23 protein-coding genes and 2 riboswitches are annotated in these 18964 nt (G+C 40.7%); of the genes, 5 read left to right on the top strand and 18 right to left on the bottom strand.

Going from position 1 to position 18964, the window contains the following annotated elements; all coding sequences use genetic code 11:
- Positions 1-102 precede the first annotated feature (102 nt).
- Positions 103-978 (top strand): Cof-type HAD-IIB family hydrolase, encoded by an 876-nt coding sequence (locus AC4NPH_RS18080; protein WP_098602511.1) that lies wholly within the window; start codon positions 103-105, stop codon positions 976-978.
- A 30-nt stretch (positions 979-1008) separates the two neighbouring features.
- Here the strand turns inward: AC4NPH_RS18080 and AC4NPH_RS18075 are convergent, their stop codons facing one another.
- Both AC4NPH_RS18075 and AC4NPH_RS18070 read right to left on the bottom strand, forming a co-directional pair.
- On the bottom strand, positions 1009-1239 hold the full coding sequence (locus AC4NPH_RS18075) for a YczI family protein (protein WP_029323305.1): 231 nt from the start codon (positions 1237-1239) through the stop codon (positions 1009-1011).
- An 11-nt stretch (positions 1240-1250) separates the two neighbouring features.
- A complete protein-coding gene (locus AC4NPH_RS18070; protein ID WP_013058220.1) occupies positions 1251-2216 on the bottom strand; it encodes a 2-hydroxyacid dehydrogenase in 966 nt (321 codons plus the stop codon).
- A gap of 126 nt (positions 2217-2342) precedes the next feature.
- Between AC4NPH_RS18070 and AC4NPH_RS18065 the strand changes: the two genes are divergently transcribed.
- On the top strand, positions 2343-2831 hold the full coding sequence (locus tag AC4NPH_RS18065) for a DUF2500 domain-containing protein (protein WP_097812290.1): 489 nt from the start codon (positions 2343-2345) through the stop codon (positions 2829-2831).
- A 429-nt stretch (positions 2832-3260) separates the two neighbouring features.
- Complete coding sequence (locus AC4NPH_RS18060; protein ID WP_097812291.1) at positions 3261-3701, top strand: DUF5391 family protein; 441 nt, start codon at positions 3261-3263, stop codon at positions 3699-3701.
- 77 nt (positions 3702-3778) lie between these two features.
- Here AC4NPH_RS18060 and AC4NPH_RS18055 read toward each other — a convergent pair whose 3' ends face one another.
- The gene (locus AC4NPH_RS18055; RefSeq protein WP_013058223.1) at positions 3779-3913 is read right to left on the bottom strand and encodes a hypothetical protein; all 135 of its coding nucleotides are present in this window, start codon (positions 3911-3913) and stop codon (positions 3779-3781) included.
- A gap of 81 nt (positions 3914-3994) precedes the next feature.
- Complete coding sequence (locus AC4NPH_RS18050; protein WP_097812292.1) at positions 3995-4606, bottom strand: transglutaminase-like domain-containing protein; 612 nt, start codon at positions 4604-4606, stop codon at positions 3995-3997.
- A 137-nt stretch (positions 4607-4743) separates the two neighbouring features.
- On the opposite strand from AC4NPH_RS18050, the gene AC4NPH_RS18045 reads away from it, so the two are divergent.
- Together AC4NPH_RS18045 and AC4NPH_RS18040 are read left to right on the top strand one after the other, a co-directional pair.
- Complete coding sequence (locus tag AC4NPH_RS18045; protein WP_029323312.1) at positions 4744-5376, top strand: LysE family translocator; 633 nt, start codon at positions 4744-4746, stop codon at positions 5374-5376.
- Positions 5377-5542: 166 nt separating this feature from the next.
- Entirely contained in the window at positions 5543-5683 is a 141-nt protein-coding gene (locus AC4NPH_RS18040; RefSeq protein WP_013058226.1) for a hypothetical protein, read from the top strand.
- Between the two features lie 99 nt (positions 5684-5782).
- Here the strand turns inward: AC4NPH_RS18040 and AC4NPH_RS18035 are convergent, their stop codons facing one another.
- The 14 genes from AC4NPH_RS18035 to AC4NPH_RS17970 form a co-directional block, all read right to left on the bottom strand.
- Positions 5783-6196: a DUF5301 domain-containing protein gene (locus tag AC4NPH_RS18035; RefSeq protein ID WP_097812293.1), complete on the bottom strand. Its 414-nt coding sequence runs from the start codon at positions 6194-6196 to the stop codon at positions 5783-5785.
- Positions 6197-6227: 31 nt separating this feature from the next.
- Positions 6228-6392 (bottom strand): hypothetical protein, encoded by a 165-nt coding sequence (locus AC4NPH_RS18030; RefSeq protein WP_176519014.1) that lies wholly within the window; start codon positions 6390-6392, stop codon positions 6228-6230.
- Positions 6393-6553: 161 nt separating this feature from the next.
- Positions 6554-6754, bottom strand: coding sequence for a helix-turn-helix transcriptional regulator (locus AC4NPH_RS18025; protein ID WP_013058229.1), 201 nt, complete (start codon positions 6752-6754; stop codon positions 6554-6556).
- A 187-nt stretch (positions 6755-6941) separates the two neighbouring features.
- On the bottom strand, positions 6942-7076 hold the full coding sequence (locus AC4NPH_RS18020) for a hypothetical protein (protein WP_255255966.1): 135 nt from the start codon (positions 7074-7076) through the stop codon (positions 6942-6944).
- A 182-nt stretch (positions 7077-7258) separates the two neighbouring features.
- Entirely contained in the window at positions 7259-7759 is a 501-nt protein-coding gene (locus AC4NPH_RS18015) for a GNAT family N-acetyltransferase (protein ID WP_098793978.1), read from the bottom strand.
- A 144-nt stretch (positions 7760-7903) separates the two neighbouring features.
- Positions 7904-8521 carry an acetate uptake transporter gene (locus AC4NPH_RS18010; RefSeq protein WP_013058231.1) on the bottom strand — a complete coding sequence of 206 codons (618 nt, stop codon included), beginning with the start codon at positions 8519-8521 and terminating at the stop codon, positions 7904-7906.
- A 142-nt stretch (positions 8522-8663) separates the two neighbouring features.
- A complete protein-coding gene (gene metE, locus AC4NPH_RS18005) occupies positions 8664-10958 on the bottom strand; it encodes a 5-methyltetrahydropteroyltriglutamate--homocysteine S-methyltransferase (protein WP_097812295.1) in 2295 nt (764 codons plus the stop codon).
- 150 nt (positions 10959-11108) lie between these two features.
- Positions 11109-11297, bottom strand: a riboswitch (cobalamin riboswitch).
- Between the two features lie 79 nt (positions 11298-11376).
- A riboswitch (SAM riboswitch) is annotated at positions 11377-11487 on the bottom strand.
- Between the two features lie 80 nt (positions 11488-11567).
- Positions 11568-11819, bottom strand: coding sequence for a hypothetical protein (locus AC4NPH_RS18000; RefSeq protein WP_013058233.1), 252 nt, complete (start codon positions 11817-11819; stop codon positions 11568-11570).
- Between the two features lie 299 nt (positions 11820-12118).
- The gene (locus AC4NPH_RS17995; RefSeq protein WP_491938839.1) at positions 12119-12859 is read right to left on the bottom strand and encodes a metallophosphoesterase family protein; all 741 of its coding nucleotides are present in this window, start codon (positions 12857-12859) and stop codon (positions 12119-12121) included.
- Positions 12856-12993 (bottom strand): hypothetical protein, encoded by a 138-nt coding sequence (locus AC4NPH_RS17990; protein ID WP_156405031.1) that lies wholly within the window; start codon positions 12991-12993, stop codon positions 12856-12858. Before AC4NPH_RS17990 ends, AC4NPH_RS17995 begins: the two co-directional genes overlap by 4 nt.
- Positions 12994-13565: 572 nt before the next feature.
- Positions 13566-14945 (bottom strand): sugar porter family MFS transporter, encoded by a 1380-nt coding sequence (locus AC4NPH_RS17985; protein WP_013058235.1) that lies wholly within the window; start codon positions 14943-14945, stop codon positions 13566-13568.
- Between the two features lie 147 nt (positions 14946-15092).
- Entirely contained in the window at positions 15093-16517 is a 1425-nt protein-coding gene (gene araA, locus AC4NPH_RS17980) for an L-arabinose isomerase (RefSeq protein WP_013058236.1), read from the bottom strand.
- 29 nt (positions 16518-16546) lie between these two features.
- Positions 16547-17245 carry an L-ribulose-5-phosphate 4-epimerase gene (locus tag AC4NPH_RS17975; protein WP_013058237.1) on the bottom strand — a complete coding sequence of 233 codons (699 nt, stop codon included), beginning with the start codon at positions 17243-17245 and terminating at the stop codon, positions 16547-16549.
- Positions 17239-18870: a xylulokinase gene (locus AC4NPH_RS17970; protein ID WP_013058238.1), complete on the bottom strand. Its 1632-nt coding sequence runs from the start codon at positions 18868-18870 to the stop codon at positions 17239-17241. The genes AC4NPH_RS17975 and AC4NPH_RS17970 overlap by 7 nt, the downstream gene beginning before the upstream one ends.
- Positions 18871-18964 lie beyond the last annotated feature (94 nt).

Raw genomic sequence — 18964 nt, 5'->3', positions numbered from 1 at the left:
AATGTAAAAACGCTTGATTATCAGTGTTTTTTCGTTTATTGTAGGATAAACAAGATAAAACACGCAAAAACAAGTAATAATAGTCAAAGGGAGAGATATTTTATGAAGATGATTTTTACAGACTTAGATGGAACTCTTTTAAATAGCAGCAGTGAAATTAGCACAATTAATGCAGAAGCAATTAAAAAAGCGCAAACACACGGAGTTGAAGTCGTGGTTGCTACAGGGCGCGCTTATTTCGACGTGCAGGAAATTTTAAAAAAAGCTGAGCTTTCAAACCTTTGGGTGATTGCCGCAAACGGAGCGACTATTCATGACCCGAACGGACAGCTAAGACATTCGGTTCCGATTGATGCACATCACGTAAAAGAAGCGCTTCAGTGGCTGGATGCAAACGAATTTTATTATGAAGTGTTTGCCGAACATGCGATTTATACACCAAACTCAGGCCGAGAGCTGCTCGCCATTGAAATTGACCGGGTAAAAAGCGCCAATAAAAACGTGGACGAAGAAAGACTTCATCACGCTGCTGCTAAGCAATACAGCCAAACGGGATTTGCCTTTGTTGCATCCTATGAAGATATTTTAAATACAAACGCTGAGCTTTATAACGTGTTAGCTTTTTCATTTGATGATGAAAAGCGAAAAAAAGGCTGGGATCACTTTAGCAAGCAGCATGACATGACCCTTGTCTCTTCCGCTGATCACAACTTTGAACTCGAACACAAAGACGCCTCAAAAGGAAACGCATTAACATACGTGGTAAAAGAGCTTGGCGGCTCTCTTCATGATACCATTGCCATTGGAGACAGCTTTAACGACGTATCGATGCTGCAAACGGCTGGAAAAGGAATCGCTATGGCAAATGCGCACGCGGAAATTAAAGCGTTAGCTGATGATGTTACATTAACGAACGATGAAAACGGAGTAGCTTCCGTTATTGAAAAAGTGTTAGAAGCACAGCTGGAAGCACATTAAAAAAAAACGCTTGGCATTTGCCAGGCGTTTTTAAATGGTCATGCGGTAAATACCGACAAACCAGCTAAACAGCGCAACTAAAAGCAACAGCCACGCGCTGGTTTTCTTTCTTTTTTGCCACTCGATTGCTCCTAAAACTAGCATGGTAAACCCGAGCAGTATATTTAAAAACGAAAGAAACTGGTAACTGTGAGTGAGCATGATATAAAGAGCCAGTCCAACAGTAATAATTGAAAGAATAAGCTGTAATGCTTTTAACAAAAAATCTCTCCTTACTTGTAATTCACTTCTTCATTCACACACGTCACTAAAGGCTTTTTTTCAAGACCTAAAAGCAGGTTCTGGACGGCTAAATCTGCCATGCGATTGCGCGTTTCGTACGTAGCACTTCCAATATGCGGTGTTACCAGCACGTTTGAAAGCTGCAGCAGCTTATGATCTGCCGGAAGCGGCTCTGGGTCTGTTACGTCCAGTGCAGCATATGCAATTTCTTCATTTTTCAGCGCTTCGTAAAGTGCTTCAGTGTTCACTAATCCTCCGCGCGCTGCGTTTACAAAATACGCGCTGCTTTTCATTGCTTTAAATTCCTCTTCTCCGAACATGCCTTTGCTTTCATTTGAAAGCGGCACTAGGCATACGATACAGTCAGCTGTGTGAAGCAGTTCTTCAAACGAAAGGTATACGGCATCAAGCTCTTTTTCTGCTTCATGCTTGCGGCTTCGGTTGTGGTAAACGATGTTCATCCCCGATGCCTTTGCTCGTCTGGCAACGGCGCTTCCGATATCGCCCATTCCAACAATACCAAGCGTTTTTCCAAATAAATCGACGCCAAATACCGTTTCCCAGTTTCCTTGTTTCACTTTTTCATAGCCTTCATGAATGCGGCGAGCTGCTGACAGCAAGAGACCAAACGTTAAGTCAGCCGTTGCTTCTACTAACACGCCTGGCGTATTACTAAACGGCACGCCTTTTTTGGTGCATGCTTCGACATCTACACTGTCATACCCTACGCCTGATTGAGAAATAACGCGCAGGTTCGGTGCTGCTTCTAACAGCTCTTCGTCCACTGTGATGTGGCCGATATTAAAAAAGCCGTCAGCGTCACGAAGCCAGTCGCGCAGCGTTTCTTGTGGAATCTTTCCTTCTCCTTCCCACATTTGAATATCGCAGTGCTCCGCTAGCTTCTCGTAAGCATTTGGCCACGTTTTTCCAGACATAACAACTTTGTATTTCCCCATGTGTATCTCTCCTTTTCCTTGTTCACTCATATGTATGAATAGTAACTAGCTATCCTATCATAAGACTACTATAAAGATGAAACTTTTTCCATTCAGTAATCGTATTTATAGTAAGGGGGAATACGAATGTTTGAAGATGAAATGATATTTGAAGATGACCCGTCCGGAGATGACATTGTTTTTGAAGGTGATGTGCCCGATGACGTAAGCGGAGGCGCTTTTTTTCCAGATGACGCGTTATTTAACGGAATGCCTACGTTTGTGATGCTATTTTTTGTTATAGTTATTGGTATTTTTCTATTTTCTATTTTTAAAGGAATCGGCACGTGGAGTAAAAATGAGCAGTCTCCCCGTCTCTCCGTAAAAGCAAAAGTTACGGGCAAACGGACAAACGTCCACCGCCACAACAGTCACGCTCACGAACATCATCACTCTCACACGTCTACAACCTACTACGTAACCTTTCAGTTTGAAAGCACCGACCGCTCTGAATTTACTGTTTCAGGCCGCGAATACGGCATGCTTGCAGAAGGCGACGAAGGAATGCTGACGTTTCAAGGAACTCGTTTTTTGGATTTTCAAAGGAATCCAAGTGAAGAACATACAGATGCTTAGCTTATGACCTCTTGCTTTTAGAGGTCTTTTTTACTGTAATGGAGCATTCATATAGCCAATGACCTATTTGTGCCCTTTTTACACTGTAGAAGAACGTTAATCCATATAAAAACATACCGTGTAACACATTCATTTAAGCAGGCAGGTGATTTTATGTATTCTCCTTATTCAGGCAGCGGCCTCTACTACGGACATTACGGCGAAGCCCCTCATTCGCATCCTATTCAAACAATACTGGCGCAATACTGGCACGAAACCCACTATCCAGGTCCACACAAAAAATATGTACACGTGTATTATCTTAACCCGGCTTCTCTTCATTATTATCCAACCTATCAAAGGTTTTTGTAAAGAAATGGTTTTTTAATTGAATTTTTTATTGTAAAATTAATCCATATGCTTATTTATTGGAAAGGAGGTTAAAAAACAGTGCGTAATTCTACAGCAAAAAATAGTGTGATAGTCACCACTTTGCTTTCCGCCCTATTTTTCTGCTTCGTTTTGGTTCTTGGTTCGCTTTCTCCTCTAGCAGATTCAGGCCCCAACGTTAATACGTTCGGCTCAACAGGGCTGTGGTTATCTCTTGGCATGGTTCTGTTTTTATATTTGTTGCCTTTAGCTTTTTATCTGATAGGAATGCATTTTTTAAAATTTGTCATGGCTGCTTTTTGCAGCATCGGACTTTTAATCGCTGCTAGTACTCTATTACTGATGCCGGCTCTGTTTTTATTCGGATTAGAAGATTTCTCAGGAAACTTATCTTCAATTATAGGAATAATGATTTCTTGTTTAGGTTTGCTGATTACGAATATTGTGTGGTTTGTTGCTGCGTTTAAAAGACCGTCAGCCACCGTGCAGGAAAGCGTTTAAAATGGTGAAGAGGTTGAGGTATCTAAGTCCATTTTGCCTAAAGACGAACAAATTGGAGAGGTGAGCTGAACTGCTTGTTACACCGCTGTTGATTTCCGTGCAAGACTTCGCTTTCCGCGGGCGGCCGGTGAGCCTCCTCGTAGCTTCCGCTCCTGCGGGGTCTCACCCCTTCCGCTTTTCCCGCAGGAGTCTTCGTCTTGCCCTCCAATCACCAGCTAGAAGCACCTATATTATAAAAAATCCATCTCGTTTGAATCTTCTTTTAACTACACTACTTTTGTTCCACCCTCTTTTTATAGCTCAGTAGGCAAGTGGTGTAAATACATATCCAGGCAGTCTTCATGCTGAGACAACACGTCCATTGTTTCTTTATGAGGTTTTGTATAAATAAGTGAATAATCCACTTCCCCCCGTGCAGAATTCGCTGTAAAAGCTAATTTTTCTTTTTTTAGCGAAAAATCCGCCTGCACTCCTTCTTTATTTCCTCTTGCGTCTAATCGAATCCACCTCTTTTCGATTTCGATATAGACAGCATTTAACGCATGAATACAGTAGCCTGTGTCTATTGTATCTCCAAGTATCAGTCTTTGATAACAAAAGCCTGTTGGAATCCCTTCTGCACGCAGCAAAGCGGCTAATAGATTACACTTGCTGTAACAAATTCCTTCCTTTTCTTTTAAAGCCTCTGAAGCGGTTTTCGTGATGATTCTGCTTTGAATATCCCAGGAATGAGATACTTCATCTCTCACAAACTCATATGCTTTTTTTATGTACTCTAGGGAAGAATGAGGCAAGCCGCTTTTGAGTTCACGTACCTTTTGTTGAATCAAAGGATGTGTAAAGTTCACCTCTAGAAGTTCTTGCGTATAGTCTTCTTTTTCCAACGATTCACAAATTAATTTCATTTACTTTTTCCTCCTCTTATATTTACCGTATGTTTTTTATACATAATATTGAATTTTATTACATATTTTTATATAATGAAAGACCACTTAAACGGAAAATAATAGTAGATACAAGATTGAAAGAGGTTTTGTTTTTGGTGACGTTATTTTTAACAAATGTACTGCTCGGTCTTTCGATTGCCCTTCCCGTTGGTACGGTGACAATTGAAATGACAAAACAAGGTTTAAAAAACGGTTTTCTTCACGGATGGGTTGTGGGACTTGGGGGCATGACGGTTGATTTATTATTAATTGTGCTTCTTTACTCTGGACTGGCTTCTTTTTTATCGGCTCCTTTTATACAGCTTATGATGTGGCTTATAGGAGCGCTTTTTTTACTTTATATTGGCTATGACAGCATTAGACATGCCGACCATGATATAACGTCTCCTGGAGAGCACGTAAAAAAGTCGTTTGCATCTTCCTATATGAACGGGATCTTTGTTGCGATTTCTCCTAGCAATCTCATTTTTTGGCTCAGCGTGTTTGGAACGGTGCTGACTAATTCGCTTCAATCCTCTCATTCTTTTCATTTCCTGCTGATTGCTGCCGGAATATTAACAGGGATTTTAATTCATGACCTAGGCTTAATGACGATTGTCTCTGGAACTAGAAAAGTGCTGAATCAGCTTTATATTAAATGGGTTTCTATTGCGGCAGGATGTGTCTTAATTGGTTTTTCATGCTATTTTCTTTATCGTTTCATTGGGAATCTGCGCATGTACTTTTAATGTTTCTACATATTTTATGACTTGCTATATCCCCTCTTTATCTAGTATAGAGAGGGAATTTTTATAATCTATCAGGGACTATCAGACAAAAAGTTCACAATTCCGTCACATTTCTATTGATTTTTTTCTCTTTTTATACGAAAATATAAAAAAGGGAGGAAATATCATGAAAATCAAAAAAGCACTTCGCATCTTTATTGGATCAAACGTTCTTGTATTATTAACATTCGGCCTTCTTCCAGCACTATTGGTTAACCCTGATATTGACCTAATTCAATCATTTATTAATTATATAGGCAAGGATTAATTTCGCTTTAAATAGTCATAATTTTCAATCTATTATTTTAATAAAAAAAGACAGCGCAGGCTGTCTTTTTTAGTAGGCTTGAGAAAACTTATTTCACGTTTATTTAGTTGAAAACAGCTTTTTAACATCTACTTTTTGATCTTTAACAATCGTATATGTCGCCTGTTTTTTATCTTCAAAGCTAAACGCTTTTATGTAGTCATTATCGTAAATCGTTAAGCCGTACGCATCTTTTCCGTTTTCGACGATTTTTACCCAGTAAGCTTGGTCAAACTTTGGGTCGAGCTCCTTGCTTTTTTTTACTTCTACTTTTGCCAAAGAATGTACGATTTGCTTTATCTCTTTTTTATCATCTACTACACGTTTTCCTTCGTCCGTATCTATTTCAATACGCGTAACGTTTGCTTCATCTACTTTTATGACGTCTTTTAACTGATAGGCTTTCCCGGTATATGTAAAATAAAATACGACGATAAATAAAAGTGCAGCTATAATAATCGTTCTTTTTTTCAAAAGGAACCTCCTTTTCTACATCACGCTGCATTCACATGATACACCTTTTTATTCCTCCTGTTCCGCAGCCCTTTAGTACAATGCTGCTTCCTACAAGTAAACTATACGTTAATCCCGGAACAGGAAGTACTAACGTTACCATCAACAGTAACATGCCCGTACTTGTAAGAGCTACTCCGGCAGCTCGATTTTTCATTCATTTCACCACCGTTGCTCTGTAAATCTCTTTTTATAAAGTGATAGAAGTAATATTGATCTACTATTTACTTATGTGCTTTTAGCTTATAGTACAGAAATGTCAAAACTTCTACTAGTAAGATCGCTACTTCACATTACCTTCTCTTTTTAACTAACTCATCATGATTTATGAAATAAAAACAGCTCATCTACTGTTGCTCCCAGCTCTGCAGCCAGTTGAAAAGCAAGGGTCAAGCTTGGATCATACTTATTGTTTTCAATTGCATTAATCGTTTGTCTCGATACGCCGCATACTTTTGCCAATTCATCTTGAGACATTCGTTTGCTTTTACGCAGTTCTTTAATTCGATTTTCCACCATTCATCACTCATCTCTAAAATGTAAAAAACTTTTTACATCCATATCTTATATTATCTTCCTTGTTACTGTCAAATATATTTGACAAATCAATGTCTCTTACCTACCTAAAAAAGAGATTTAAATATAACGAGATTAATCCAATCTAAAGACGAAAAAATGGGAGAAATGATTGAGTATGAATCGCTTGTTACACCGCTCTTGATTTCCGTGCAAGGCTTCGCTTTCCGCGGGCGGCCGCTGAGCCTCCTCGTCGCTTTCGCTCCTGCGGGGTCTCATCTGTGCCGCTTTTCCCGCAGGAGTCTTCGCCTTGCCCTCCAATCAACCGCTAGAAGCAACGAAATAGATTAAACACATGTTCACCCTCTCAATAAAAAAAGCCGTACTTATTCATGTAAATACCATCTTTACTTTTACATATTTACAATAACTACACAGAAATTAATATAAAAAAGCACAAACTCCTTAAAAGAAGCTTGTGCTTTTTTATATTTCATTGTCTGTTTGTTAAAGCTCCTTACTCATATTAAACCACTGCACGCCTGCATGCTGAGACTCCGCTACTCCTTGATTCACATATCCGTTTTTTTCGTAAAACGGAATCAATTCTTCTTTACATGTTAAGGTAACCGTTAAGCGCTGTTTGTTCCGCGCTTGTTTTTCAAATTCTCTTAACAGCATACTGGCAATTCCTTTGTGATGATGCTTGGGATTTACAACGATACCCAAAATACTTTGATGACCGCCTGTCTCAGGGTTCGAAATCGTTTTTTCAAACAAATCATCCGTAATAAACGGAGCTGAAATGACGGGACCGTTCACATATCCGATTATTTCTTCATTTTCTTGGGCGATGATAAACGTATCAGGAATGGTGCTGATCCGCGTGATGAATGCGTCTTTTGAGGCAGCTTCTTCAGGTGTAAAGCCTTTGTTTTCTAAAGTAATTAATTGGTTTAAATCTTTTTCATCCACTTGTCTTATAATCATTGAAACGTTTCCTTTCATTATGTATTTCTCTTTTTTCTCTAAAAGCTTCTCTTACATATAACTATCTCTTTCTACTATATATAAAAATGCCCAAACAAAAAAGGATTGACCTCTGCATCATACAGAATTCAATCCTACTTCGCTTTTTAATTAACGTCTTGATTATTTAATAAATGCACCAAACGGCTTGCCCACCGGAAGCACAACTCGACCGTAGTGAGTATTTAATACAGCCGCTGCAGATCCATAGAATGAAAACAGAGCAATTAATAGCTCTGAAACTGCTGCTAGTAAGTGCGTGTACTCATATGCCACACCAAATGTACTTAGCGATAATCCAATGAATAAGAAATCGATTAACACAAAAATAATAAATAATACTTTATGAGTGCCCATTGCTCCAACTGTCATAAAAACGCTGAAAATCAAGTAGCCGACAAAAGCAAATGCGAGCTGCTTCGGATCCGCTTCTTTTGCGAGCGCTTCCCCAAATGCTCCAAGCTGAATAAGCCATGTCATAGCTACACCTAGCCAAAATAACCCGAAGGCACCAAAAGCAGTTGCGCCGAAGGTATTATTATGTTTGAAATCTTGCATAGACGCGATTAACTGCCCTATCCCGCCTAAAAAAATCGCCCATGGCAATACCAATGAAACACCATCGGTTACCCCAAGCTTTTGAAACGATGCAACAAGTGTCACCATGGCAAGTCCGAATAGACCTAGCGCTGATGGATCCGCTGTTACAATTTTAACGTGCTGCGTGCTGTTGTTACTCATGTTGTACCTCCCTGATTTTAAAAACACCTTTAAAAAGATACAAAAATGTAGGGGAAGTGTCAATGGATATTTTTGGCCTTTTAAAATCCCATAAGAACAAGCAGTGTAGCGGTTACACTGCTTGTTCTTTAATTTCTTATCATTAAACGTTTTGTAATAAATTTTGTCTGGTTTGTTTTGCGGACTCAACCATGACTTTTAAAGCTTCAACCGTCTCGCTGATTCCTCTTGTTTTAAGGCCGCAGTCGGGATTAATCCAAAATAATGCAGGATCAAGTACCTGCAGAGCGCGGTCAATGTTTCGCTGAAGCTCTTCAAGCTTCGGTACGCGCGGACTGTGGATATCATACACGCCAAGTCCGATTCCTTGATTGTACGTATGTTTTTCAAACGCATAAATTAATTCACCGTGGCTTTTAGACGTTTCAATGGAAATCACGTCGGCATCAAGCGCTTTGATGGCATCAATAATCTCTTCGAATTCTGAATAGCACATATGCGTGTGAATTTGCGTCTCGTTTTGCACCGATACCGTGGCTAGTTTAAATGCATACACCGCAGCGTTCAAGTAGCTGTCCCAGTTTTCTCGTTTTAACGGCAATCCTTCACGCAGTGCCGGTTCATCTACTTGAATCATTGAAATGCCCTGACTTTCAAGTGCTTCTACTTCTTTTCTAAGAGCAAGCGCAATTTGATTTGCCACGTCGTAGCGCGGGATATCATCACGCACAAACGACCAATTTAAAATCGTAATCGGACCCGTCAGCATTCCTTTAACCGGCTTATTTGTTAGAGACTGTGCGTAGACCGTTTCTTTGATCGTCATCGCCTGCTCATACGATACATCTCCGTAAATAAGCGGCGGCTTCACGCAGCGAGAACCGTAAGATTGCACCCAGCCAAACTTCGTAAACTGAAAGCCTCCTAATTTCTCACCGAAGTATTCGACCATGTCCGTACGCTCAAACTCTCCGTGCACAAGGACATCTAAGCCGATGTCTTCTTGAATTTCAATCCATTTTTTTATTTCCTCGTTAATGTACGCTTCATATGCTTCATCGCTTAACTCGCCTTTACGCCATTTTAAACGCTCTTTTCGCACTTCTTTTGTTTGCGGAAAGCTTCCAATCGTTGTCGTTGGAAGAAGCGGCAGTTGAAACGCTTCTTGCTGAACGCGTTGACGTACGTCAAACGGCGCTTGTCGCGCTGCTTTATAGCTGTGCAGCTGCTTCAGCTCTTTTTGCACGTCTTGATGATTTCGAAAAGATGAACCATTTAATGCTTGAATCGCCTGTTTGCTTACGTTTATTTCTTCTTCTATCGACTCTTTTCCTTGCTGCACTGCTTTTGTTAAAAGCGTGATTTCCTTTAGCTTTTCATCTGCAAAAGAGAGCGCATTTTTCAATACTGGATCAATGGTTTCTTCATTTTTCACCGTGACAGGAACATGTAATAAACTTGATGAAGGCTGCAGAATCAAACGGTCTTTTGATACGGCTTCTTCAATTTCACTAAGCGTTAAAAGCTGTTCGTCCAAGTTTTCACGCCAAATGTTGCGTCCGTCAATCACTCCCGCAGCCAGCACTTTATCAGTTGGAAAACCATATTTATTAAGCGCAGTGAGATTTTCGCCTCGGTCATGCACAAAGTCTAAACCGATTCCTTCAACAGGAAGAGACACAACTTCTTTGTAGTGATCAACGCTGTCAAAATACGTTTGCAAAATGACTTTTACATTCGGTGCCGCTTCCTTCAAAGTTTGATAGACTTCTGTGTAAAGCGCCAGGTCTTCTTTTGATAGCGTTGTAGATAAAATTGGCTCATCTATCTGTACCCACTCTACTCCTTCTGCCTGCAGCTCCGCTAAGATAGTTGCATAAAGCGGAACAAACTGTTCAACTACTTCTTTAAACTCACTTTCTTTATATCCTTTTGACAGCTTCACAAATGTTACTGGACCTAAAATCACGGGCTTGCCTTCAATATTCAGCTTTTCTTTTGCTTCTTTGTAAAACTGAAGCGGGCGATTCTCTACAAGTGCCGGCGTACATTCCTCAAGCTCCGGTACGATGTAGTGATAATTTGTGTTAAACCATTTTGTCATCGTAGAAGCTACCGCACCTTTTGTTCCTCTCGCGATGTCAAAATACGTTTCAAGCGATACTGGTCCTCCGTTATACTCAAAGCGCTTTGGCACTAGACCGAACATAACAGCTGTATCTAACACGTGATCGTATAAGCTAAAATCGCCGACTGGAATCAATTCAATTCCTGCGTCACGCTGTTTTTTTAGATGCGCTAGACGAAGAGCTTTAATTTCTTGAAGAAAGATACCTTTCTCTAGCTTTCCTGCCCAAAACTGCTCAAGCGCTTTTTTCCATTCTCGTTTTTCACCAATTCTTGGATAACCTAAGTTCGAACTTTTTACACTGCTCATTTTTTCCACTCCCTGTATATTTTTTTATCGGTAAACTAAAAAATCTCTCTTTTCGAAATGAAAAGAGAGATAATACGCATACTTAACTAGAGTTGAGACAGCCTGTTTTTCTCAACACGTATTCCTCACTCCTCTCTATATCCCGTAGAGCTTAAGTGCATACAACAGGCAGGTCTCCTGACTTAGGTTCATCGCTTCCTATCCCTTCCCATTTCAACATGAAACAGTGGTTAATAAGTTGCTCCCCATTACAGTGGCGGGACCGCGCCGGCTTTTCACCGGTCTTCCCTTTTAAGCTGCGTACATTCGTTACACAGCACCTGATGCATTTTTATAAAATTGTCCATTCAAAACATATTCACATAAAATAAAAAGCCTCTCTATCACGAATAGAGAGGCATAGTATCTATGAAATCCTCTCTTATTTTTCAAAGCTGTACGCTTTGCAGGATGTAGCACCTTTTCAACAAGAATGTTAAATGGTTGCCGGGCTTCACAGGGCCAGTCCCTCCGCCTCTCTCAATAAGAGTTTTAATTGTTTATAATATTTTGAATGTAGAGTCATCTTAACACCTTAGATTTATGTTGTCAAAAGAAATTTCAAAAAAATTAGTTTTTAGGAGGCGCTGACGCTAATTTTTGCCTTAACAATTTGTAATCGTCTTTTCGGTGCGTTTCAATTAAATCTTTGGCTCCCTGGTGATATCCTGACGAATAAATATACTCTACCGCTGTTTCGATAAGCTTTCTTTTTTCTTCGGCACACTCCCGGTCCATTAAGGGGAACAGTCTACCTAAAAGGTCATTTAAATCTTCCTTGATAAAACGATCAAGTCCTTCTTGCATCTTTTCGTTTGCCATGATTGCTCCTCCATTTGCTGTGTATGTTCTAAGCCTCTATAAACAGGCATTTCACTGTAAATTTTAAGATAAAGTTAAGTCATTAAACAGTATATCAAGTGAATGTTTTTCTTCAATTACATATGTAATACAAATATATGACAAATATAGAGAATATATCATCATTCATTATCTATTATAACGTTTGACTGAGCCTTCTGCTACAAGGTTTCTGTAAACATTATGCATAATCTTCCAAAAGTCTGCCTGTGAATTACGGGCAGGCTTTTGGCTAAACATAGCTTTCTATTCTCTTGTTTTTACAAACAATTTCTTCGAGGTCGTCCAAAATCCTTCCAAAGAAGAGGTCCTAATATGTTGTACCTGCTTACAAAAAACTCCGTAAAATTATAATTATTTAAAATTAAAGGCTGCTCAAAATCAAGAGGAGCACCGGCGCCTCCTGACAATACAAAATCAGTGCCTCTTCCAAGCGTAAACGACCCGTTTCTATTTTTTCTAATAAACTGTTCGTCATATGCATGCACGTGGCTAACGAGAACTTTTTTCACGCGGTGTTCTTGAATTAAATCAAAAAATTCTTGACTTTGAGGAGTCGTTACAGGAAACCCTTCAAGATTTGACCACCGGCCAATATTTGGCTGCGCATGCATGGCTACAACGGTATTACGAGGAGCATCCTCTAGCTGCTGCTCTAAATAATTCAGCTCTCTATCTGTAAATCCATATATTTTATTCTTGGGACTGATGACATTATTTAATGCGATGCACCGAAAGTTGAAGACAGGAATATCAATGACCCAGTGTGCCTTTCCGATAGTGGCTCTGAAGTTTTCGAGATTGCTTTCATCAAGGTACAGTTCATCATGATTCCCTACGCATACAAACATAGGAATGTTTGATGCGATTTTTTCGACAACCTTAACAAAGTGCTCCAAATACTCTTTTTTCCCTGTATAGACGGTGTCTCCCCTATGAATAATAAACAGCGGGTTCAATTCCACCGCCTTTTTTAATACAAGCTCAAATTCACCGCTCATCGTGAAACAATTATCGTTTGGTCCGTCACCTCTGCTGTCGCCCATAAAAACAAAGTTAAATGGATCGGATTTAATTGTTTAATTCTTTGCTTTAATAACTTTTCAGAACGTTCATGAAGCGTCAAATTCATCAACTAGTTAATCCCCCTATTAATAAATAAATTTAGTTAAAAGTAAACAAGCTTACTTGTTTATATGAGAATTTGTTGACGAAGGTCACTACCTTCTTGTAAGCAGAACGCACATTTAGCTTTCGTTTTAGAAATTGCTAGTTATGAATATCTATTAAAGTCCACTCTATGATAAGCTAACCTATCTTTCCATTTTATTAGGCACTAATATGACAGTGTAAAAGCTGAAATCTCTATATCTACTAATAAGAAAGAGGCTGGGGACGAACAAAGGCCGACATGTGCTGAGCCGCTTGTTACCCCACAGTTGATTTCCGTGCAAGGCTTCACTTTCCGCGGGCGTCCGATGAGCCTCCTCGTCGCTTGTGCTCCTGCGGGGTCTCATCTGTTCCGCTTTTCCCGCAGGAGTCTTCGCCTTGCTCTCCAATCAACTGCTAGAAGAAACGAAACAGATGAAACCTGCGTTCACCATAAAAAAACGAACCACTAATCAAACACTTTGATTAGTGGTTCGTTTTTCACTTCAGCTAAAATACTTTTATCTCAGCACCTTACATTTAAAACATTTACGACAATCAAACATATTTATTACGCTCAACTGGACTTAAAGACTTCCTTGCAGAACGAGCTGCCATGTCCGTTTCAATTTGCTCTAGGCTGCGTCCTTTTGTTTCAACAACTACAAAGCGTATGAAGAATAATCCGAGAATACAAATGATCCCGAACGTTGAAAAGATCACGCCTAAACTAAACTGGTCAGCTAAAATTGGGAACACAAGCCCTACTGCAAGCGATCCTGTCCAGTTAAAAGCAGATGAAATCCCAGCACCGATTCCGCGTACAGAAAGCGGGAAAATTTCTCCTACAATGATCCACGTAAGCGGCGCCCAAGAAAACGCATAGCAAAGGATAAAGCAGCAAAGAGCAATTAACGTAACCCAGTTTACGACGACTTCATTAACGCCTAATGCTCCTAGAATAGCCGGTGTGAAAAATGAAAGAGCCATACCCGCGCCGCCAATCGTAAGAATGGTACGGCGGTTGAATCTATCAACAAACTGCAGAAAAATAAGTGTTGTCACCACGAAGATTACCCCAACGATGACCGTAAAACCAGCAGCTACCTGCGGCGCTAAACCAACTTGACGAGCAATGCTTGTTGCATAATAAACAATTGAGTTTGAGCCTTGAATCTGCTGAAAAGTTGCCATTCCGACGCCGATTATTAATGCTAAACGAAACTTTTTATGAAACAGCTGTTTGATGCCTGATTGTTCATGAACAGCTATGCTTTCAATTTCAGACACTTCAGCTTCTACTTCAGCTGTTGACCGGCGAAGCGTACGCAGTACTTCACGCGCTTTATCTGCCATTCCGTTTTTAATTAAGTAGCGAGGCGACTCTGGAAGCTTGATCATACCGATGCATAAGACGATCGCAAAAATACCGGCGCTGCCAAGCATTAATCGCCAGCTGTTTGGAACCGGCTCAAAAATAAAGGCTACGATATAGCTTAATAATAATCCAATTACAATCATTAGCTGATTCAAACCTGAAAGCTTCCCGCGAATATGAGCGGGTGCGATTTCTGACATATAAGCAGGAACTAACGAAGAAGCTGTTCCTACTGCTGTACCTAAAAAGACGCGCGCAATCGTTAACGTAATTTCCTCTGGTGCAATCGCTGAACCGATGGAGCCTAAAAGAAAGATGATAGATGAAATTAAAATTAACTTTCTTCGTCCAAACTTATCTCCTAATAATCCGCTTAAAATGGAACCGATAATTGCTCCTCCCATTAGCGACGAAACCACAATCCCCAGCCAGAGCGGACTTAAATGAAACGCTTCACGGATATGACTTTCTGCACCAGCAATAATCCCAATATCATAACCGAATAAAATACCGGCAAATGAGCCGAAGAAGAAGATAAACTTACTTGATACTTTACTCATGATTATATATCCCCTTTGTATTGTCTTAGTTTTGCTTCCTACCACACTTATTTAAAACGCTTTCATTTGTTTCTAAAAACGGCGTTCTTTTACTGACGCTATATTTTCACTTCCAAGGAAGCAGTGCTCCCTCGGAAGTAGTGGTGCTTACTTAATAATGACGTACTCTAGATCAACAAGCTTTGCATAGCTCACGATTTGATCGGTCGTTAAATTTAATGAAAGTACCGTATGATGGCCGCCTCCGTTTTCAATCCACGCTTTAACGCCGTCTTGGAAGTTCGGCTTAATGTTCCAAAGCACGCGCGCTACCGGAAGATTTGGAGCTGGAACTTCCGGCTCAAATGCGGATACTTCGTTAATTAACAGCTTGTAATGCGTACCGAAGTCAGCCATGGAAACCACTACGCCTTCTCCTTGTTTACCGTCAAACACTAAGCGGGCCGGGTCTTCGCGGTTGCCGATACCTAGCGGAGAGACAATTAGTTTTGGCTTGTTTACCGCTAGCGTCGGGTCGACTTCAAGCATGTGAGATTGAAGCACAGACTCACGTCCGGGAGCTAATTCATACGTGTAGTCTTCCATAAAGCCCGTTGACTGATTGTGGCTCATTACTTTAAGCAAGCGGTCAAGCGCCGCTGTTTTCCAGTCTCCTTCACCAGCAAAGCCGTAGCCCTGTGCCATCAAGCGTTGTACGGCTAGACCAGGAAGCTGTTTCATACCGTATAGATCTTCAAAGTTAGTCGTAAAAGCGCTGTAGCCGCCTTCGTCTAGAAAACGTTTAATCGCAATTTCATAGCTTGCCTGTACTTTTACGCTAGACTCCCATTCTTCTGCAGAATAATCACCGTAGACAAATTCGTACGCGTCGGCATATTCAGCAAACAAATCATTGATTTCTTCTTCCGTAACGGCATTTACATATTGAACAAGGTCACCAATTCCAAAGTAGTCAACCGTCCAGCCAAATTGAATTTGCGCTTCAATTTTGTCTCCTTCCGTTACTCCGACGTTGCGCATATTGTCACCGAAACGGGCAACTTTGATGTTGAAGCTTTCGTTATAAGCAGCGGCTACGTCCATCCATTGTGCAATTTGCTGCTGTACTTGGGGGCGCTCCCAGTAGCCTACTACAATTTTATTTTGCTTGTTCAAACGCGCGTTGATAAAACCGTATTCTCGATCACCGTGAGCGGATTGATTCAAGTTCATAAAATCCATATCAATCGTTTCCCAAGGAATGCTTTCGTTAAATTGTGTCGCCAAATGAAGCAGCGGTTTTTGCAGTAACTTGGTACCGCGAATCCACATTTTTGCAGGCGAGAACGTATGCATCCACGTGATTACACCGGCAACTTCATCTCGGTAATTCACTTCTTTCATCATGCTTGTAATTGTATCAGCACTCACAGCTAAATCTTGCAGAACAATTGGATAAGGCAAGACACCGCTTTCATTTAAAGCATCAGTCATAGTTTGCGCGTGTGCTTTTACTTCTGCTAGTGCTTCTTTTCCGTAAAGATGCTGTGAACCAACAATAAACCAAAATTCTTTTTGAGCTGTTTTTAACATGATAATCCCCTTTTCTGTATGTAAGTCTTTTATTGTCCTTGCCCGTAATACGCGTTTTGTCCGTGTTTTCGTAAATAATGTTTGTCTAATATACGCTGCGGCAGCTCTTCAGCCAGTCCGTTTAATTTTTGTGTAAAGAAATTCATTTTGGATACTTCGTCTAGTACGACGCTGTTCATTACCGCCGATTTGGCATCTTTTCCCCACGTAAACGGCCCGTGTCCTTGAAGTAAAATGCCAGGAACCGCTAGCACATCTAAGCCGCGCTCTTCAAACGTTTCGATAATCACTTTGCCCGTTTCCACTTCATATCCGTCATTCACTTCTTTTTCTGTCAAAAAGCGCGCGCACGGTACGGAACCATAGAAGGTATCGGCATGAGTCGTTCCCATTGCCTGCACATCAAGTCCTGCTTGAGCCCAAATGGTCGCCCACGTTGAATGCGTATGGGCAATACCGCCGATTTGCGGGTAATGTTTATAGAGTACGGCATGCGTCAGCGTATCCGATGACGGATTAAGCTCCCCTTCTACCACGCGGCCATCTAAATCAACGACTACCATGTCTTGCGCCGTCATTTTCTCGTACGTCACACCGCTTGGTTTAATCACAAACAAACCGCTGTCTCGATCAATGGCACTTACATTTCCCCACGTGTACTTAACCAGTCCGTGTTTTGGCAAATCGACGTTTGCTTGAAATACTTCTTCTTTTAATTTATCTAGCACACTAATTCCTCCCGTTCTTCGCTGTGGTGCTCTGCAGCTGCTTTTTCAATCACTAGCCCTTTTTTATATCTTTTAATAAATGCTTCAAACCCTTTTACATCGAGTTCGTCAGGATAAATTTCCTGTGCGGTTACTTCTTTAAAGACTTTATCATCCAAGAAATCTTCTAAACTTTCATTCTCATTTTTATTAAGCATATAAGAAGAAAGAATAGCCATTCCCCACGCGCCGCCTTCTCCAGCTGTGTCCATGACGGAAACCGGGGTATTAATTGCCGCTGCCATCATTTTTTGACCAACTACCGGCGTTTTAAATAATCCTCCGTGTGCTAAAATACTGTGAATCTTTACGTTTTCTTCTTTGACTAAAAGATCCATCCCTATTTTTAAAGCGCCAAAAGCTGTAAAAAGATGCGTTCGCATAAAGTTTGCTAGATTAAAATTACTTTTTGCTGAACGAACAAATAGCGGACGTCCACTTTCTACTCCGGTAATATTTTCACCTGAGAAATAGCCGTAGCTAAGCAAGCCTCCTCCATCAGGATCAGCTTCTAGCGCTTTATTTAACATCACTTCGAATAATTTATCCGATTCTACTTTTTGTCCCATCGCCTCCGAAAATTCGCGAAACAATCCGAGCCAGGCGTTTAAGTCGCTTGAGCAGTTATTCGCATGGACCATTCCAACTGGACTGCCGTTTGGCGTAGTAACCAAATCAATTTCCGGATAAACGTTTGAAAGCTTTTTATCTAGTACAATCATCGCAAAAACGGACGTTCCTACTGAAACATTTCCCGTGCGTTTTCTTACGCTGTTTGTCGCCACCATTCCCGTTCCCGCATCTCCTTCTGGAGGACAAAATGGAATTCCCGGCTGCAAATTTTTTGATTGATCTAAAATACTAGCCCCAATGGCTGTTAATGTACCTGCTTGCTCGCCTGAAGTATGGACTGCAGGCAGAATATCTGATAGTTGCCACGGATACCCTTTATGAGAAATGAGATCATCAAACTGCTTCATCATATTTTCACTGTAATTTTGCGTGCGTTCATCAATTGGAAACATTCCTGAAGCATCTCCAATGCCAAGCGCCTTACTGCCTGTCAGCAGCCAGTGAATATAGCCGGCTAGCGTTGTCATGTAATCAATGCGCGGCAGATGTTTTTCTTGATTGATGATTGCCTGATACAGATGCGCAATGCTCCATCGTTCAGGAATATTAAATTGGAAATGTTCAGTTAATTCTTTTGCTGCTGCGCTTGTTGTTGCATTACGCCACGTTCGAAACGGAACAAGCAGCTCACCCGTTTTATCAAATGCCATATATCCGTGCATCATAGCTGAAACGCCGATGGAGCCAACTGTTCGAATCGTGATCCCGTAGCTTCGTTCCACTTCTTGCTTCATTTCACGGTAAGCACTTTGCAGACCTGTAATAATATCGAGTAAGTTGTACGTCCAAAAACCGTCTTCTAAGAGATTTTCCCATTCATAACTGCCTGATGCGATCGTTTCAAAGTTTTCATCAATCAGCACCGCTTTAATACGAGTAGATCCAAGTTCAATTCCAAGGGACGTTTTCCCTTTAGCAATTGCTTGTTTTATGCTTTCTTGAGTTGTTTTCACGTTTAATCTCCTTTCTGATAGCTATAAAGATACCTATAGCAGTAAGGAAGCGCTTTCCGTTTTATGTAACGCTGTTTGAATTTGTTAACAACTT

The organism is Priestia sp. MDV22-iso46 (assembly GCF_058629175.1).
The sequence above is the reverse complement of the archived record's forward strand: the minus strand, read 5'-3'. Positions and strand labels throughout refer to the sequence as shown.

What these genes read in the sequence shown, in the direction of transcription:
- AC4NPH_RS18080 (WP_098602511.1), top strand. Translation starts at nt 103, where the DNA reads ATGAAGATGATTTTTACAGACTTAGATGGAACTCTTTTAAATAGCAGC.
- AC4NPH_RS18070 (WP_013058220.1), bottom strand. Translation starts at nt 2,216, where the DNA reads ATGGGGAAATACAAAGTTGTTATGTCTGGAAAAACGTGGCCAAATGCT.
- AC4NPH_RS18065 (WP_097812290.1), top strand. Translation starts at nt 2,343, where the DNA reads ATGTTTGAAGATGAAATGATATTTGAAGATGACCCGTCCGGAGATGAC.
- AC4NPH_RS18050 (WP_097812292.1), bottom strand. Translation starts at nt 4,606, where the DNA reads ATGAAATTAATTTGTGAATCGTTGGAAAAAGAAGACTATACGCAAGAA.
- AC4NPH_RS18040 (WP_013058226.1), top strand. Translation starts at nt 5,543, where the DNA reads ATGAAAATCAAAAAAGCACTTCGCATCTTTATTGGATCAAACGTTCTT.
- AC4NPH_RS18030 (WP_176519014.1), bottom strand. Translation starts at nt 6,392, where the DNA reads ATGAAAAATCGAGCTGCCGGAGTAGCTCTTACAAGTACGGGCATGTTA.
- AC4NPH_RS18025 (WP_013058229.1), bottom strand. Translation starts at nt 6,754, where the DNA reads ATGGTGGAAAATCGAATTAAAGAACTGCGTAAAAGCAAACGAATGTCT.
- AC4NPH_RS18015 (WP_098793978.1), bottom strand. Translation starts at nt 7,759, where the DNA reads ATGAAAGGAAACGTTTCAATGATTATAAGACAAGTGGATGAAAAAGAT.
- AC4NPH_RS18010 (WP_013058231.1), bottom strand. Translation starts at nt 8,521, where the DNA reads ATGAGTAACAACAGCACGCAGCACGTTAAAATTGTAACAGCGGATCCA.
- metE (WP_097812295.1), bottom strand. Translation starts at nt 10,958, where the DNA reads ATGAGCAGTGTAAAAAGTTCGAACTTAGGTTATCCAAGAATTGGTGAA.
- AC4NPH_RS18000 (WP_013058233.1), bottom strand. Translation starts at nt 11,819, where the DNA reads ATGGCAAACGAAAAGATGCAAGAAGGACTTGATCGTTTTATCAAGGAA.
- AC4NPH_RS17995 (WP_491938839.1), bottom strand. Translation starts at nt 12,859, where the DNA reads ATGAGCGGTGAATTTGAGCTTGTATTAAAAAAGGCGGTGGAATTGAAC.
- AC4NPH_RS17985 (WP_013058235.1), bottom strand. Translation starts at nt 14,945, where the DNA reads ATGAGTAAAGTATCAAGTAAGTTTATCTTCTTCTTCGGCTCATTTGCC.
- araA (WP_013058236.1), bottom strand. Translation starts at nt 16,517, where the DNA reads ATGTTAAAAACAGCTCAAAAAGAATTTTGGTTTATTGTTGGTTCACAG.